This is a genomic window from Brevinematia bacterium, from assembly GCA_039630355.1.
Lineage (GTDB): Bacteria > Spirochaetota > Brevinematia > DTOW01 > DTOW01 > SKYB106.
The window spans coordinates 1-15,855 of sequence record JBCNVF010000105.1; the positions used below are offsets into that span (position 1 = coordinate 1).

Consider the following 15,855-nt stretch of genomic DNA (forward strand, 5'->3'; position numbering starts at 1 on the left):
CTAGGAGTTGAAAATACCTTTATACTAGAGTATTGCAAATTGTTTGACAGCAAAAACTCTTTAAACAGACTCAGAAATTGACTATGAACATCCGTCAAATAAGTGTGAGGTATTTCTTCTACCCCTATTTCAAGTAAAAAATCTTTTAACATTCTCGCTCCCCGCCCCCTTTAAGACTCTCATATACCTACATCAAGCCTTTAATAAGGCTTTCCTGCCTCAGCACTATTACTGCTAAAGACTACTCTTCCCCTGAAAAAGAGAAAGTCCCCTTCAGAGGATTCTAAACTCATAACCCTGCTAAGCAAAATATAGTATCTTATATTATCAATATACCTAGAGCTATATTTCAAAACAAATCAACCAGAAACAATAAATTCCGATTTTCACCAGGTAAGTAGTTGAGGTTCTAAACTTTTTGCTTACTTACTCTGTTTTCAGATAGCGTTTGTTAGTTACGAAACTTGAATTACACCAAGTGTTTTGGATACCTGTTGAAAAGAGTATTCACCCGGTCTCAACAAAGATTGCGAGAGAAATGAGAGTAAACTATATCTGATTGTAAACTTTAGACTCTAAGGTGGTTAGGATATACTGAGCTCAACAAAAAGAGTATAATTGCTTTAAGAGGATAAACTAGTATACCTTTGAGAACCTTATTCTAGGATCAACAATAGCATAAAGAATATCTGCTATTAGGAGACTTACCAAGGTTAGAAAGGCAGATATAGCACTAAGTCCCATAACTATTGGGTAGTCTCTTGAAAACACAGCGTTGTAGAAGAGTTGACCTATACCAGGAAGTGAAAAAATCTTTTCTATTATGATACTACCAGCTATCAAGGAAGGTAAGACAGTGCTAAATATAGTTATAACTGGTATAAGTCCATTTCTCAGAACATAATGAACCTTGATAGTATTTTCTGAGATACCAAGAGTTCTTGCAAACTTTACATACTCTTGATTTGATGTCTCTATAGTTGAAGTTCTAACAATCTTTGCTACGAATGCTATTCCTGCATAGGATAGGACTATTACTGGTAGTGCTATGTGGTGCATAAGGTCAAAAAGTTTTTCCAAAAAATTCATTTCATCAAAGTTTATGGAGGTAAATCCACCTATTGGGAACAAGCCAAGGTTTATGCTGAGGACTAGTATAAGAATCAACGCAATCCAAGGCTCAAACAAGGAATATAGTCCGAACAATACGACACTTGAGAGCTTATCAAATAGTTTACCGCGGTAAATTCCTGCAAGCACACCAATTGTTACTCCGAAAATGAGAATTATGAGGTTTGATATAAGATTTATTGTTAAAGTAACAGGAAGTCTTTCAACTATGAGTTCTGAAACTCTCTTTCCGTATTGGAAAGAATTCCCAAAATCAAATGTCACAAAGTTTTTGAACCAAATTAAGTATCTCTCAAATATTGGTTTATCAAGACCGTACGCTCTCTTAAAGTTTTCATAAGCCTCAGGAGAAAGTTTACTGCTAAGTTCTCCCATCATTCCTCTTATAGGGTCACCCGGAGCTAAGTGAACGACTAAAAATATGACAATGGTTATGCCGATGAAGGTAGGAATTATAAGGAGTAATCTCCTGACTATATACCACAGCATAGATTATCTTCTGAGGTTTCTATACATGAATTTGTTTATATATTTGCTTAAACCAAAAGCAATACCTAGTCCAAGCATAACCATAGCGATAAAGAACAATAGGTAAGCAATCGGCCACGATATGCCTATATCTTTCATCATCATTGTATACTCAGACATACCACCTATACCAGCTATTAAGTTTAATGGTAACATAACAACATTGATAAGAGTAAGGTTTTTAATCAATATATTCATGTTATTATTAACAATACTTGCTCTTGCATCCATCATTTCAGATAGAATCATTGACAATATTCTAGCCTGCCTGTAGCACTGCCTGTTATCAATTATAAGATCCTTGAGTTTTTCAAAAGATTGTTTTTGAAAATTTATTTTGTCTCTGTATTCCTTCATTTTGACTAGAACTCCATGGTTTGAATTTAAGGCGTTGAGGTAGTAAACAAGACTTTCACTCAGACTGAACATATGAAGCAAGTAGGTGTTGTCAAGTGATTTTGCAAGTTTTCCTTCTATCTCCGAAGACACTAGCTTTATACCTCTTAGGTGACCGTAAAAGTGGTTTATCGTGGTTTGCAGGAATGCTAAGAGAATATCATGTATTGTTGAAACATTCCTAAAATACTTTGATTCAAAGATTCCCATCTCGTCCGGGAGTATAAAGATTATTCTTTCGTTAGTGAAGAAGATACCGACGGAGGAAACGTTGAACACCAGTTGCCCACCGTAGGAATAATTCTTAGGAATCTTCCACACTATAAAGATTCCACCATCTTCATAGACCTCTAAACGGGATATCTCCTCTATATCAAATGAAGAGTTTATGTCATGTTCACTTATTCCAAGTTTTTTAAGAAGTTCTATTTCATCGTCAGTAGGTTCAATGAAAACTATCACCGGAGAATCAGGAGAAGAAGATACTTTTGCTATACCGCTAAGAATAGAATAGTATTTTAACATTGCGATCTCCTTATAGAGTATTAGGAATTTTAAACCATCAATCAGCAACCTAACAATTTTCACTCCATAGGTTAATCTCTCAGAATCTCTTATTGTAGCGAATATTGAGTTTAGGTTCAAATTCTACTCTATTTTCCACGACAACCGATGAGTATTGAAACTCTAGAAGAAAGTTGTAAAAACTCCAACCTACTAGAAAACTATGAAGCATAACATTAGTGAACATGATTTCGTCACCAACAGCATCAAGACTAAGTCTATATTCAACCAAGAAACCAGGAAGAATACTTTTGCCTATTCTCATTTCAGTTCCCTTTATAAGATCTCTTGAGGAGAAAAGATAATTTCCCTCCATTATTGATCTAAGGTAAGTGTACACAAAAGGTGATCTAATTACAAACACATCAAGCTTTGTATATTTCTTAATGTTATATGAAATCAGATCGTATATTCCCATCGTTTCAACTAACGAAGTTACCTGCTTGACAGCTTCACCAAAGTATCCTGACATTCCTAATAAGGCTGAAATCTCTGGCAGTGTTCTCTCAGGCTCTGAAAAGAAAGAAACTTTCAAATCTCTAACCTTACCAGAAACATTCATTATTACTTTAACATTTTCCTCGTTTCTATCGTCATAAGCATATACATATAGTGTTCCGTTGACAAAGGGGGTAAAATCCATTTCTTGACCTTGAAATGAAAGTTGCAAGTTATCAATAGTAAAGTGTCTACCCAGATATTTCATTGAGCCGGAAGTTAAATTAGCATACCCCGTAAGAGATAGAGTTTTTCTGGAGAAATTACCTCTGACAAGTATTTCTGCACTTTCAATTTGTCCCTCTATTATTTCTGAAGTAAGCTGTGCTTTATTAAATCTCAGTCTTAGATTCCACTCTGCTAACTGAGGAAAGGTAAAACCCCAAAACTCATTTTCTGGAGAAGGTATCTGTAAAGCAAAATATTCAACTCTAGCACCTTCTATGAAACTAACCTCACCTTCCAAAACTGGAAATAAAGCAGTGCCTCTTATGCTTAAAACTGCATTAGAAGATCTTCCTTCTATTGCAAGTCCACCTCCTAAGTTTAATGTGAAATTGATCTCACCCTTGGTTTGAGAAAGGTTAATGTTTAGCCCAGGATTGTCTATACTATCTATATGCACTACCCCAGAAACCTTGATTTCTTTTGTCTTGCTCAACAACCTAATATTTCTGCCAACAATTTTGTTACCCTGAAACTCTAACCGTGCTTTAGGTACAGAGAAGGTATCTTCAGCTAGTGCAGTCTTGATAAATTCTCCATATAAGTATGAATATCCGTAAATTTCAACTTTACCTCCCGAGATCCTGACTTGTGCATCTTGTAGTTCTAGTATACCCTCTACCTTCTCTAGGAAGTCAGGAATTCTCAAGAAATCAAGAGGAATCTTACCTCTAATACTCCCTAGGATAGTATCTTCGCTTGCTTTTCCTACGAACTCATACACTACATTCCCACTTCTCAGATATGAAAACCTTATAATCTCAGAGTCTTTGTAGAGATTTATTCCATTCTTACCCCCATCAACTCTGACAACATTAGATGAAATGTGAATACTCTTCTCCCATCTCTCGTTTAAACCTGAGAATCCATCTATACTGACATATAGCTTTCCTTCAAATCCAATATCCTCCAGCTTTCCGATAACTTTTGCCAGCTCCTTATCACTTCCCCGTTTTAACAACCTTTCCTTAAGTAACAACGAGATTCTGACATCCCTACTGTTATCTAATACTGCTAGGATAGTAAAAATGTTGAAGTAATTTAAACACTTGATACTCAAATTCAAGCTTTCATCGTTCTGTAATGCACTCAAGTTTATTTTGTTAAATATTCCTTCAAGACTAATACTTAACTCTGCGTAAACGTCTCTCACCATTTTCGCTAAGTTCTCCTCTTCAAGATTTATCCTTGCCCTTAAGTTACCATTTATCTTAGTTATCATACCTATTGGTGATTGCATCGGCAACCTGAAATTGTCCAAATTAGCCCAGAAACTGAACTCTTTGGGAGATACAAATTGGAAAACTATCTTGGAATTTTCAAAATTTAAAACTCCTTCGGCTACTTCATCCAAATCAATACTTCCCGTAAATTCCACTACCCTTGCTCTGGTATACACGTATCCTTTGACAATGGAAAGTTTTTTTAAATTGCCTACTATTCTGGTCTTAGCGTGTAATTCTCCATACCCAATCTCACAATCTAAATAGATATTCTCATTAGACAAAATACCGTATACCTTTTCTATTCTTAACCCATTGCCAATATCTATGTTCCTCAGAGATAAATCTATTTGAGAATCTTTAGTAACTACTTTCACTAAACCCAACTTTCTAAAAGACAAAACTATCTCATCCAAACTACCAGATATGTGCAAATTCTCTTCAAGACTTCTATATCTTATCAATATGTTTCCTTCTAAAAACTTTTCTTCTACCTTGATTTTCCCTTTTAGGTCCAATCCAACTTTCTTAATGTGAAAGCAAGTTATATTCACCGTATTCTCAGCAATGGAAAACTTTAGATCCAAATCATCACTCTTTCCCGCTACTGTTATAGCATTGCTTTCTAGAGTAACGGCAATTGAAGGAAGTTCTATTCCTAGAAGTTCCTGTCTTTTGAGTAACTCTTTCAGAATGCTTTTCAATGTATTTGTGTTTATTATTAGCTCTCCCTTTATCTTTCCTAGATCAATGTTTCCAGATAAGTAGTCATTGTTAATTTCTAACTTATTGTTGGCAAGGCGCAGATTATCCAATAAGTTCCCTTTAACGAAAGGAGTATGTATGTGAGAGCTTTTAATGATTATCTCATTACCTAATTTAGCATTAAGGAGTAGGTCCATAGAAGTTCTTAGTAACGAGAAATTTTTTAACTGCAGAAATAAGTTTGAATTTAAAAAATTAGCGAATATTTTCCTCTTCTTATCAGAATATATAAGTGACAGTTGTTCAACATCACCCTTTTTGTAGAAGAAGGATAGATTTTCTGACATCAATTCCACACTTATAAACTCCTGACTTATCTCGGCGGAGACTCTGACATTTCTTAGAACAGAATTTACTATCTCATAAATATCTGGAAATAAGTTTTTTAAAGAAACATCAAGTGGTTTATACTGCAGTACTTCATCTGAAAGATCCTTTAAGTTCATCTCTAGTTTAAGCAAGGATGGAGATAATTCTAGGCTACCGTAATAATCTTCACCGAGTGCTAATCCTATAATCTTACCATCTTGCATAGAGATGTTTATATCAATGTCTTTAAGCTTAACACCAAAAAGGTCATTGTCTTTTAAAGATAAAGAACTTACTAAGTTAGAAAGAGAAGTATCTGGATTAAACTGAAGTATTCCTGAGGCTTCGGCTGTAGTATGAAAAATTTCAATTGATTTTCCTGAGCCGATCTTCACCTCAGTTTCTGCGTTAAACATTATACTTGCATCTTTGTTGATCCTCACCACAAAACCCTGAAGATTGATTTTGAACTCTCCAAACTCAACAACTAGAGAGTTGAATGAAAGCTTTAAGTTTCTTATTGATTTGAGAACTTTATTGAGATCAAAACTCAGGTTTGAGGAGGTAGCGTTTATCGTTTCTGTTGGAGTTACTTTAATTACAACATTATGGAATTCTACATCATCTACCGGCACTAGTCCGAGAGTAAGTCTCCTTGGATCAATACTGGCTAGGCATACATCGGAAGTAAATTCTAAAAAGCGAGTTGATACCTTAAGATTATCAATTTTTAAGGTAAAGGAGTATGTCAGTTCTATTTCAGCAAAATCAACACTCAGAGTTTCGTTTTTGATAAGAGATGGAATTTCTCTTTGGTATAAGTCTAGAAACAGATTTATGGATAGTATGGTTCCAAAATACACTGATACTGAGAGTGATAAGACCAAGAATATTTTGGAGGCAAGTTTTATGATTTTTGTTATGAGCATAACCTATAACTATATTATAACAAATCTTATGTAAAAGTTCTAACATTCTGACCCGATACAATAAACTCCAAAATTTAACAGCTAGGTAGGCTTTCCTTTTACTCTTATTGTAGTTCCTGTGATCAGGTGAATTACTCTTTTTAAAGCACCTAAGAAACTCAGTGTGAAGCGAATTTTTGTGATTGACGAATACTATCTGATCCAAAAAAGTAAGCAAGTAAAAAGATTGAAACCTTATCTACTCACATAATGGAAATTAGAATTTATTGGTTCAATATCAATAAGCTCCAAAATTTATAAATAAGATGTAGTCTTTCTTTCTACTATTCTCGTAGTCTCTGTCAGGACTAGGTAAACATCCCTATAAGCACAAGAAACTTGGTATGAAGTGAGGTTCTGTAACCAATAAACGCTGTCTAGAGAGAAAGAGTGTAAGTAAACAAGAAGTTGAATCTTATGGAAATCGGAATTTATTGAGTTGAGATTAGGTTTATTGAAAGGGGATTTAGAGTTTATTGATAATTTGGTTGTGAAGGTTGTAATGGATCTACTAGTAAGGTTTTTGGCAACAGGCATTTTTGTAAGTTACATTCCATGGGCAAGGGGCACATTTGGAACTCTGATTGGAGTCATTATATTTGTTTTCCTAAGTGGTTATCCAGTGATATTTTACTTAGTTTTAGCAATTTTGACGATACTGGCTTTTCCCATAACTTCTTACGCTGAGAGAGAAATTTTTAAGAATAAGGATAGTGAGTACATTGTCATTGATGAGATTGTTGGATATCTGATTTCAACGATAGGATTTAAGTTCTCTCCTGATATAGAGGGGTTTACCATCCTAGTACTGACATTTGTTATTTTTAGAGTATTTGATATTTTCAAACCTTATCCGATTATTCACATACAATCCGTTGAAGGGGTAGGAATAGTTCTTGATGATATTTTTGCTGGTGTAGCAACAAATATTGTTGTAAGAATATTGCTCTCTCTTGAGCTTTTTAAGTTTTTCACTCCAATTCTCTAACTATCTGACTTTTAATAAAACGAGGTTGAGACTTTTCAAAAATTCAAACTATCTTGACTTCAAGCTTGGACCTAGTTAGCTTAAGTGCTTTGTGGAGAGTTAAAATGTAAAGACTCTGGTAAGATCAACGATAATTACTTGAAATGGAGAGGATACTACCTTTTCTAATAGTTGTTAGCATATTCATATTCTTTGTTACTATACCTGCGTACTCAAAGGTTTACCTAAACGGCATTGAAGTTGATGAAAAAGAGATAGAAGAAAACCAAGAACATCTCAGGTATAGGGCGGTAGCAGATATGGTGTTTGAGGAGTCTAAGGTTGCGTCACTTAAGTATTACGAAAGAGTTCTTGAGAAATTCCCCAAAGATTTTGTATCTCTATCCAGAATGTCACTTGTGTATGCCTTAAAAGGTATTGCCGAACTTTCACTCTATTATGGAACTAACGCACTAGAAGTATACAAAAAGTCAGATAAGAGGAGGATTTATACTCTTAACTACATTGAGCTTTTGGTTGGACTATCTCTTTCCTATGCAAAACTAAAAGACGAGGTCAATTCGTATTTTTATTTGGATGAAGCAAGAAGGAATCTGGAAAAAATTGTTCTTTTCAAGTCCGAGTATTCTAAAGGAGCGAAATTGGTAGAGTATGCAAACAATTTCTACAGAAAGGAATTTTACAATCTTTACTTCGTTACAAATACTTCTGTAACCAACTTTGGATCTAATAGTAAAGGCTACAGTAATAGTTTTAGAAGGTGAAAAAGTATAGGAAACTTATCTGCCATAAATCTGCCGATGTAGGTTTTGCTTCAGCTTTGTATAGTCACGCAGGAAAGTGTTTTAGTTATCTATACTATCCTATCTAATTAAGTTAGGATTATATTTACAAATTGCTGATACGTTTGTTATAATTCTGTTATAACCTAGTCAGGGGGTATGGATGTTTTTACCTCTCTTTGATATTGATGAGGAATATGGGTATCAGCAGAGGAAGATAAGTAGCCTTTTTACTCCAGTGATGACAATAGTGATAATTTTGTGTGCAATAATTTTTGTATACAAAGAATTTTTTGTAAAGGATGTTAGTGCTTTTTATCAGAAATGGGGAACAAGTGCTTACAAACTTCTTTCTGAAGAGAAAGGGATAATGTCCTATTTAAGTCTAATCACTTATGCTTTTCTACACAGTAACATTTGGCATATTCTAGGCAACTTGTGGTTCTTTTTCATATTTGGTAATAATGTTGAAAGGAAGATGGGAACGATAATGTTTGTTCTTTTCTATTTTAGTGCCTCAGCTGTAGCAGCGTTAGTGCATATGTTTGTTTTACACCCTGAGGCAATGCTTGGACAAGCTAAGATATCTTCCTTTTCACAGTTAAGAGAGCTAAATGTACCATTAGTGGGGGCTAGTGGTGCAATAAGTGCCGTGCTTGGGGCATACTTAAGATACTTTCCTCGTAACTATGTAGCTACGTTGGTTTTGTTCTTTATAATAACGGTAATTCCAGTTTCTGCTTCAATATTCATAGGAATATGGCTTGCAGGGCAGATAATAAATGCTTTGATCAATACGGAAGCTAATATTGCATGGTTTGCTCACATTGGAGGATTTTTGTATGGATACCTATTCGCAATGGTGTATGGTGGTAGAAATATTGTACGGTATTATGAGTGATGGCTGTTGATATTGTTAATTTTCTCATATACAATTTCCAGTTCTTTTTGGTTTCCTTCGCAAGAGCAATTGGGTTGCTTACAGTGTTACCGCTTTTTGGGGGAATAAGTGTCCCTAACAGGGTAAGAGTAGTTTTAGCTTTTTTCCTCTCGTATATGGCGTTTCCTATTTTGACCCAACTTGGTTATGAGATACCAACTTCTCTGGGAGAATATTTTCTAATACTTGTGGGGGAAGTGATCATAGGCCTGCTGATGGGCTTTTTTGTCTATTTGATATTCATAGCTTTCCAGTTATCCGCACAGATATTTTCAACCTCATTTGGGCTAGGATTTGTTGAGGTTGTAGACCCTATGTCCGAAGCAAGTATTCCTACATATGGAACCCTGCTACTCATATTCGCAACGTTGGTTTTCATATCAATAGATGGTCCTTTTTTGTCCTTTCAGGCCTTCCTTGAGAGTTATAGGAAGATATGGCCTTACAACCTGAACATAGACAGTGTCAAAACTATCTCCCAATTTGTGGTCAGTGGTTTTAACGCTATGTTTGCTATTGCTATAAAGATCTCTTTACCCATAATTGCAGTAATCTTAGCTATTGATATCACAGTTGGAGTTTTAGCAAAGACTGCACCACAGATGAATGTTTTAAATCTCAGTTTTGACGTTAAAGTAGTAGTCGGCCTAATACTTGTAGTGGTTTTTGCCTCACCCATACTTACCTTGATGCAAGATATGCTGAAGGAAGCTTTTTACAAACTCTGGAGTTTTATGAAGATGTTTAGAATATGATGTTAAAATTATCAAAAAGGAACTGAGTATACATCGTTTCAGTATGCCCGTGGAAGTAAATTATCTCATTTGATTCTGACCGTCTAATTGGTTGAAGATTCTCCAGAAGTTTTAATCTTAAGCTTTACCAGAGGTTTAATTTTACTTTTTAGTTAGATATAAGTAGAGGTATAATGTAAAAGTGATGTGATTTTTCAAAACATCCTTCTTATGATGAATTTCAGAAATTTGTAAATTAGTTTCAATGGAGCAAAAACTATGGTGATGATGAATTTTTTTAGCTTACTTACTTGTAACCTTCTCTGAAAGTTTTCAAAATCATCAATAGCTTTTTCTATAGGGAAGAGAGGGTTTTGGGTATTTTCTTTCAGATAATGCCAATGATCCATTATCCATATGTATAGATCTTCTACAGTTCTGTTAGGAAAGTATTTCTTTATTCCCTTTTTTCTTATCAAAGCAGTTACTTTCAGAAAGAGATTTTCAAACCAATCTTTTACAGCTTCTTCTATTGTAACCTCCCTTTTAAGCTTTTCACCTAAAAAGTATCTGTATGTGTTTATGTGTTCTATAAGAGTTATGTATCCCCAAGGGTTGGTAAGTTTTATATGAACACTAGGTAAGACTTTATCAAATTTTGTCTCTTCAAGAAAAATGTTGTAAGCATTTGCAAGTAAGAGTTCTTTTTCCGAGAGTTCCTGAATAGGAAACTTCGTTATCATTTCAATTACCTCTGCATCAATATATTCAAGTCCCATACTTTTTGCAACAGAAACTCTATGGTTTCCATCTCTTACTATATAGCTATCACCTACTTTGTAAACAAGAATGGGTGGAATTTTAGGTGACTTATCAAAAAAATCTGCCATATTTTCCCATCTTTCTCTTACTCCTTCATGCTTAGGCAGAAACTCTCTGTCAAAGTCTAAATACCTTCCTTCACTGCCTCTTATTTTGCTTAAAGGTATACTCTGAATACCTCTGTATCTATAAGCATAAGAGTCTGTAAGTAGTTTGACCTCATCTAATGAAAAAAGTTCGTTACTACCTAACGAGATTTTCATTACTATCTCATTTAATTTTGCCTTTGCTTTCGCTTTTTCAAACTCAATTCTGCTCTTTAGCGACATAAACTTTCCAGCAAGGACCTTATTTCCTAAATATCACTTTTTCCTAATAATTTTGAGTAAATCCTCTCAAGATCCTCTCTTGAGTAATAGTTTATTATTATTCTTCCTCTATCAATGGAGCCTATTACTGATACTTTTGTGCCCAAAGCTTCTATCAAATCTTCCTCAACATTTACTACATCTTGGCTTCGGGGAGTTTCTCTATCTCTTTTTGTTTCACGTGAAACTTTCTCTGTAAAAACCTTTTCCTTTTTCCTAAAATTCACCACTTCCTCTAATTCCCTAACAGACCAACCTTTCTCTAAACATTCCTTTGCTAATTGACAAATTTCTTTCTCATCCTCAAGAGAAAGTAAAGCCCTACCATGCCCCTCTGATAGAACCCCCTTAACAATATAATCCTTCACTTCATCAGGAAGTTTTAGAAGTCTTATAGTATTCGCAATAGCAGATCTGCTTTTACCAATAACTTTAGATAAATCTTCCTGTGTCATACTATATTTTTCAATAAGTTCGTTATAAGCTGTTGCAAGCTCAATAGGATTTAGATCCTCTCGCTGTATGTTTTCAATCAGAGATAACTCCACACTTTCCAATTCTCCTATGTCATTCCTTATCACCACCGGAACTTCTTGAAGTCCCGCAATCTGTGCAGCTCTCCATCTTCTCTCTCCAGCAACTATCTCATAATATCCATCCCTTTCCCTAACTATTATTGGCTGTAAAATCCCCTTTTCTCTAATAGAATCAGCTAGCTCCCGCAAAGACCCCTCATTAAAAACCTTCCTAGGCTGAGATGGATTGGGCCTTATCTCGCTTATCTTTATATTTCTGATTTTTGACTTATCTTCGGCTAAGTCAAAATCTTCCAAAAGAGCTTTTATCCCCTTACCCAAACCTCTTTCTTTCATAATCACCCCCTACTTACCATGATTTGATATTAATTCCTCAGCAATTCTCTGATAAGCAATAGCTCCAGGACAAGTAGGATCATACTCAAATATAGATTTCCCGTAACTTGGAGCTTCAGATAACCTAACATTCCTCGGAATAAAGGTATTATAAACCTTGTCCTTAAAAAATTCCTTCGCTTGCTCAGCTACATCCTTAGAAAGCTTAGTTCTGATATCATACATCGTAAGTAATACTCCTTCTATCTGTAAACTTGGATTTAATGACTTCTGGATTGCTTTTATGGTTTTCAAAAGATGAACAACCCCTTCCATTGCAAAAAACTCCGTCTGAAGTGGAATAAGAACGCTATCCGCTGCAACTAAACCATTTATCGTCAAAATACCTAGCGATGGAGGAGTGTCTATAAAAGTAAAGTCAAAGTAATCCATTACTTCAGAAACAAACTTCTTAAGACGACTCTCTTTATCCTCAAGCTTAAGAAGCTCTACTTGAGCTCCAGCTAATTGTAGATTCGCCGGTAGTAAAAATAGATTCTCATACTTTGAAGGAATAATAAGATCGTTAGGATCTTCTTGGTCTATCAAAGCTTCATAAGTTCCTCGCCTAGAAGAAGATAGCTCTACATCCAATCCTCTGCCCAAATTACCCTGAGGATCCATATCAATAGCTAACACCTTATACTTCTGCATTGCTATATAATGAGATAGGTTTATAACCGTTGTTGTCTTACCAACACCACCCTTCTGATTCGCTACCACTATACACCTACCCATACCACCACCTTCGGCACCCCTGAAGTATATGATAAAACAAAAGAAACCAAAAAACAAAATAAAAAATTGTGCTTTAATAAATCCTAATTTCCATCAGGTAAGTAGACAAGACTCTAAACTTTCCTTTTACTCTCCTTGCTTCTTGGAAGTATTCATCATTTAGGAAGCTTTTTCATATCAAGCTTCTTGAGTACTCATTGAGAAAGTATTTACCCAGTCCCATCAGGGACTGCGAGAAAAACAAAAACTGTTCCTAACTATTGAACTTTGGAATTTATTGATAGAACGTTCAATTCATTGACCTTCAGTAGCAAAAAACACAAAACTTAAAAAATTTCCTCATTTCCGATTAATTATAATATGAATGTTTTACCTTTACTATCATTAAATACCGTAAGCGAGTTTGCAATAAAACCAAGCCCCCAGAATGTTCTAGGCCCTAATAGTAAAAATAATGAAGATATACTATCTTCGGAGGATGGTTTTATTTCACTTCTGAAAGCAAAATCTACAGAACAAAAGCAAGAGGATAATCCTGAGAAGATTCAGAGTGGTAATAAACTTTCAGATCTTTCCTCAAGGTCTAAAGAACTGGGAACAAGAGGTGAAGAAAAAACTATAAACGAGAAAAATTCACCCATCACAGATCAAGAAAATTCTCAGCAAGACAATCCCCAAAAAGGTGATGTTTCCACAAAGAAGTCTCTGAGAAGCGATTCACTGCTTATGATAGGTAAAGATAAACAAACTTCCAATACTAGACAGAGCAACCAAAATCAAAAAACTAATTCCTCAGAATTTGCTATATCGGAACTCTCAAGGTCCTTTTCAAGAGGCTACAGCGGTAATGTTGAAATTTATCTAACACCCATATTAACTTCCATAATGGATATTTCCAAATACGTTTCTGAAATTCCACCAGAATTAAGAGAAAAGATAAGTGAGATAAGGCTAAAGCTACTGAATGGTAAAATATCTCTCAACGAAGTATATGCTGTGTTGGCGGATTTACGAAATCTAGTAAAAAGTCTAGCTGATTCTCAAAATAATCTCAAGAAACTAGAAAGTGAGCTATCTAATCTTCTACAAAACCTTAACAGTTCTTCTACAGGTTCTAGTGAGGCACAGATTAACAAGATTCCTTCAGAGCAAAATCCACTAAGAAACCAATTACATCCTAATGTAATAGTTAATGACTTTAGAACATTGATAAGTGAGAAAAAAGAAACTCAGAGGCAAGGAGAAAACAATATCTTCCAGCCGTTGCTTAGAACAGAAGTTAACATCAAAGCCAATCAGCAAGTTCTATCTTCAGGACAATCTAGTCTTGTAACACCTCAAAACAGCTTTTTTGTTCAATTTCAGACACTTTCTAATATCATGGACGAAGTTTCCGGAAGAATAGTGATAAACCTGAAAAATAACAGCAACGAGATGAAAATGACACTATTTCCTCCTGAACTAGGGAAAGTTTTTGTGAAATTTGAGAACACAGCCGAAGGCAGATTAGTTGGTAATATCGTCGTAACAACAGAAAAAGCCTTTAATTTGTTTCAGGAGAACCTAAGCGTAATTAAAGAAAATCTTTCCAATCAAGGTATAAACGTATCAGATATAAAACTTTCCTTGGATAATCTAAACTTAGGCAATTATGGTAACTTTCAACAAAATGATGCAACCACTCAAGAAATACCAATAGTTACCTTTAGAATTGATAAAGCAAACAAGGAATACGAAAGGATCTCCGAAAGTTACACTTTTGTCAAATCTCATGAAGGATTAATAAATATATACGCTTAGTATCTTATGAAAAAGCTTTCAAATGGGCAACTATCAACTCTTTCAACAGAGTGCTTAACCTCCATTACATAGGACATAGAAGGTCCTTGGTATAGTGAACTGAGCAATTTTGATATTTCTGTTTCTTCTCCATAAGCCAAAACTTCAACAGTTCCATCACTGTTGTTTCTAACCCAACCTTTAACTCCCAGCCTTGTTGCCTGTCTTTGAACAAAATATCTAAACCCTACCCCCTGAACCCTACCATAGACTATTGCATGTAGTTTCACCATACCCCTTCTCCTTGGATTCCAAGTTAATAATTATACGAGTATACACACGATGTGCAAGTTAAGGGATACCGAAGACTTAAGGTTTGGTGAAAGAGTCTACTGAAAAACTGTCCTATCCTCACATACACTCATATCCTCTCATCACTACTGATACTACGTGAAACCTCGTCCCACCACTCACACTCCTAGGCCCATAATCAGATGCATAATAGTATATACTATCAACATCATCCAGCACCGGCAAAAACCCATACACCTCACTAAACACAAAAATAAAACTAATCACAAACACTAACAAAAAACACAACTCAAACCTTCCCATAACCCATCCCACTAATACTTGTAAATAATGTCTCTTAATACTACAAATCCCCCCTCCGTGCTTATAACCACATCCTTACACTTGTTATAAAACATAACACTATAAAAGTATGGTATCCCCCTCCTCCATAAAATGTTAAAATCCTTATCAATAAAACTAACAGCAACCTCTTGTAACATACTATTAAATATCCTACACCACACCACAAAATAAGTATTAAACCTTTCAAACCAATAGGCAGCCATAATGTAGGCAACACCCGGCTTATCTTCCCCAAATAGTTCCCTCTTAAGCTCTGAAACCTTACCTTCATACTTCTCATCAACTTTCTTCCTAAAACCACATAACCTACGATCTATATCATTATAAGGTGGTTCTTCAAATAACTCAAGGTATTTAACATCTACCCATCCTGCTCCACCTCTCCTCTTCTCCTCCTCAACATACATATCATACACCTTCAGCCACTCCTTCTTAACATCCTCAATACTCAGCCCAACCTTCCTCAATTCATCCTCCCTTATCACCACCTCCCTCCTCTCCACCTTACCACCAGGATACCTATCCCCTA

At 35.2% G+C, this 15,855-nt stretch carries 14 protein-coding genes; 5 read left to right on the top strand and 9 right to left on the bottom strand.

What is annotated here, in order from left to right:
* Positions 1-636 precede the first annotated feature (636 nt).
* Genes ABDH28_07025 through ABDH28_07035 form a run of 3 tightly spaced genes read right to left on the bottom strand, consistent with a single transcriptional unit; the run spans position 637 to position 6,568 of the window.
* Positions 637-1,620: an ABC transporter permease gene (locus ABDH28_07025; protein MEN2998767.1), complete on the bottom strand. Its 984-nt coding sequence runs from the start codon at positions 1,618-1,620 to the stop codon at positions 637-639.
* Positions 1,621-1,623: 3 nt separating this feature from the next.
* Positions 1,624-2,700 carry a magnesium transporter CorA family protein gene (locus ABDH28_07030; GenBank protein MEN2998768.1) on the bottom strand — a complete coding sequence of 359 codons (1,077 nt, stop codon included), beginning with the start codon at positions 2,698-2,700 and terminating at the stop codon, positions 1,624-1,626.
* A complete protein-coding gene (locus ABDH28_07035) occupies positions 2,660-6,568 on the bottom strand; it encodes a translocation/assembly module TamB domain-containing protein (GenBank protein MEN2998769.1) in 3,909 nt (1,302 codons plus the stop codon). The genes ABDH28_07030 and ABDH28_07035 overlap by 41 nt, the downstream gene beginning before the upstream one ends.
* Before the next feature lie 529 nt (positions 6,569-7,097).
* Between ABDH28_07035 and ABDH28_07040 the strand changes: the two genes are divergently transcribed.
* The 4 genes from ABDH28_07040 to ABDH28_07055 all read left to right on the top strand — a co-directional run bounded on the left by ABDH28_07040 (position 7,098) and on the right by ABDH28_07055 (position 10,072).
* Positions 7,098-7,595, top strand: a complete 498-nt coding sequence (locus ABDH28_07040) for a phosphatidylglycerophosphatase A (GenBank protein MEN2998770.1) — start codon at positions 7,098-7,100, stop codon at positions 7,593-7,595.
* A gap of 143 nt (positions 7,596-7,738) precedes the next feature.
* Positions 7,739-8,359: a hypothetical protein gene (locus ABDH28_07045; protein ID MEN2998771.1), complete on the top strand. Its 621-nt coding sequence runs from the start codon at positions 7,739-7,741 to the stop codon at positions 8,357-8,359.
* Positions 8,360-8,540: 181 nt separating this feature from the next.
* Positions 8,541-9,278, top strand: a complete 738-nt coding sequence (locus ABDH28_07050) for a rhomboid family intramembrane serine protease (protein MEN2998772.1) — start codon at positions 8,541-8,543, stop codon at positions 9,276-9,278.
* Positions 9,278-10,072, top strand: coding sequence for a flagellar biosynthetic protein FliR (locus ABDH28_07055; GenBank protein ID MEN2998773.1), 795 nt, complete (start codon positions 9,278-9,280; stop codon positions 10,070-10,072). The genes ABDH28_07050 and ABDH28_07055 overlap by 1 nt, the downstream gene beginning before the upstream one ends.
* A 194-nt stretch (positions 10,073-10,266) precedes the next feature.
* Here the strand turns inward: ABDH28_07055 and ABDH28_07060 are convergent, their stop codons facing one another.
* From ABDH28_07060 to ABDH28_07070, 3 genes are read right to left on the bottom strand one after another with little or no spacing between them, the layout of a single operon-like run.
* Positions 10,267-11,202: a hypothetical protein gene (locus ABDH28_07060; GenBank protein ID MEN2998774.1), complete on the bottom strand. Its 936-nt coding sequence runs from the start codon at positions 11,200-11,202 to the stop codon at positions 10,267-10,269.
* A 26-nt stretch (positions 11,203-11,228) separates the two neighbouring features.
* Complete coding sequence (locus ABDH28_07065; protein ID MEN2998775.1) at positions 11,229-12,113, bottom strand: ParB/RepB/Spo0J family partition protein; 885 nt, start codon at positions 12,111-12,113, stop codon at positions 11,229-11,231.
* Positions 12,114-12,122: 9 nt separating this feature from the next.
* Positions 12,123-12,890, bottom strand: a complete 768-nt coding sequence (locus ABDH28_07070; GenBank protein MEN2998776.1) for a ParA family protein — start codon at positions 12,888-12,890, stop codon at positions 12,123-12,125.
* A gap of 360 nt (positions 12,891-13,250) precedes the next feature.
* Between ABDH28_07070 and ABDH28_07075 the strand changes: the two genes are divergently transcribed.
* On the top strand, positions 13,251-14,690 hold the full coding sequence (locus tag ABDH28_07075) for a flagellar hook-length control protein FliK (protein MEN2998777.1): 1,440 nt from the start codon (positions 13,251-13,253) through the stop codon (positions 14,688-14,690).
* Here ABDH28_07075 and ABDH28_07080 read toward each other — a convergent pair.
* The 3 genes from ABDH28_07080 to ABDH28_07090 all read right to left on the bottom strand — a co-directional run.
* Positions 14,687-14,962, bottom strand: a complete 276-nt coding sequence (locus tag ABDH28_07080) for an acylphosphatase (protein MEN2998778.1) — start codon at positions 14,960-14,962, stop codon at positions 14,687-14,689. The genes ABDH28_07075 and ABDH28_07080 overlap by 4 nt on opposite strands.
* A 118-nt stretch (positions 14,963-15,080) precedes the next feature.
* Positions 15,081-15,284, bottom strand: a complete 204-nt coding sequence (locus tag ABDH28_07085) for a hypothetical protein (GenBank protein MEN2998779.1) — start codon at positions 15,282-15,284, stop codon at positions 15,081-15,083.
* A gap of 11 nt (positions 15,285-15,295) precedes the next feature.
* Positions 15,296-15,855 (bottom strand): hypothetical protein (locus ABDH28_07090; protein ID MEN2998780.1); only part of this gene is annotated, 560 nt, incomplete at its 5' end.

Bases quoted from the DNA above. Each gene is read 5' to 3' on its own strand.
- ABDH28_07025 (MEN2998767.1), bottom strand. From the start codon at position 1,620: ATGCTGTGGTATATAGTCAGGAGATTACTCCTTATAATTCCTACCTTC.
- ABDH28_07035 (MEN2998769.1), bottom strand. From the start codon at position 6,568: ATGCTCATAACAAAAATCATAAAACTTGCCTCCAAAATATTCTTGGTC.
- ABDH28_07045 (MEN2998771.1), top strand. From the start codon at position 7,739: ATGGAGAGGATACTACCTTTTCTAATAGTTGTTAGCATATTCATATTC.
- ABDH28_07050 (MEN2998772.1), top strand. From the start codon at position 8,541: ATGTTTTTACCTCTCTTTGATATTGATGAGGAATATGGGTATCAGCAG.
- ABDH28_07055 (MEN2998773.1), top strand. From the start codon at position 9,278: ATGGCTGTTGATATTGTTAATTTTCTCATATACAATTTCCAGTTCTTT.
- ABDH28_07060 (MEN2998774.1), bottom strand. From the start codon at position 11,202: ATGTCGCTAAAGAGCAGAATTGAGTTTGAAAAAGCGAAAGCAAAGGCA.
- ABDH28_07065 (MEN2998775.1), bottom strand. From the start codon at position 12,113: ATGAAAGAAAGAGGTTTGGGTAAGGGGATAAAAGCTCTTTTGGAAGAT.
- ABDH28_07070 (MEN2998776.1), bottom strand. From the start codon at position 12,890: ATGGGTAGGTGTATAGTGGTAGCGAATCAGAAGGGTGGTGTTGGTAAG.
- ABDH28_07075 (MEN2998777.1), top strand. From the start codon at position 13,251: ATGAATGTTTTACCTTTACTATCATTAAATACCGTAAGCGAGTTTGCA.
- ABDH28_07080 (MEN2998778.1), bottom strand. From the start codon at position 14,962: ATGGTGAAACTACATGCAATAGTCTATGGTAGGGTTCAGGGGGTAGGG.
- ABDH28_07085 (MEN2998779.1), bottom strand. From the start codon at position 15,284: ATGGGAAGGTTTGAGTTGTGTTTTTTGTTAGTGTTTGTGATTAGTTTT.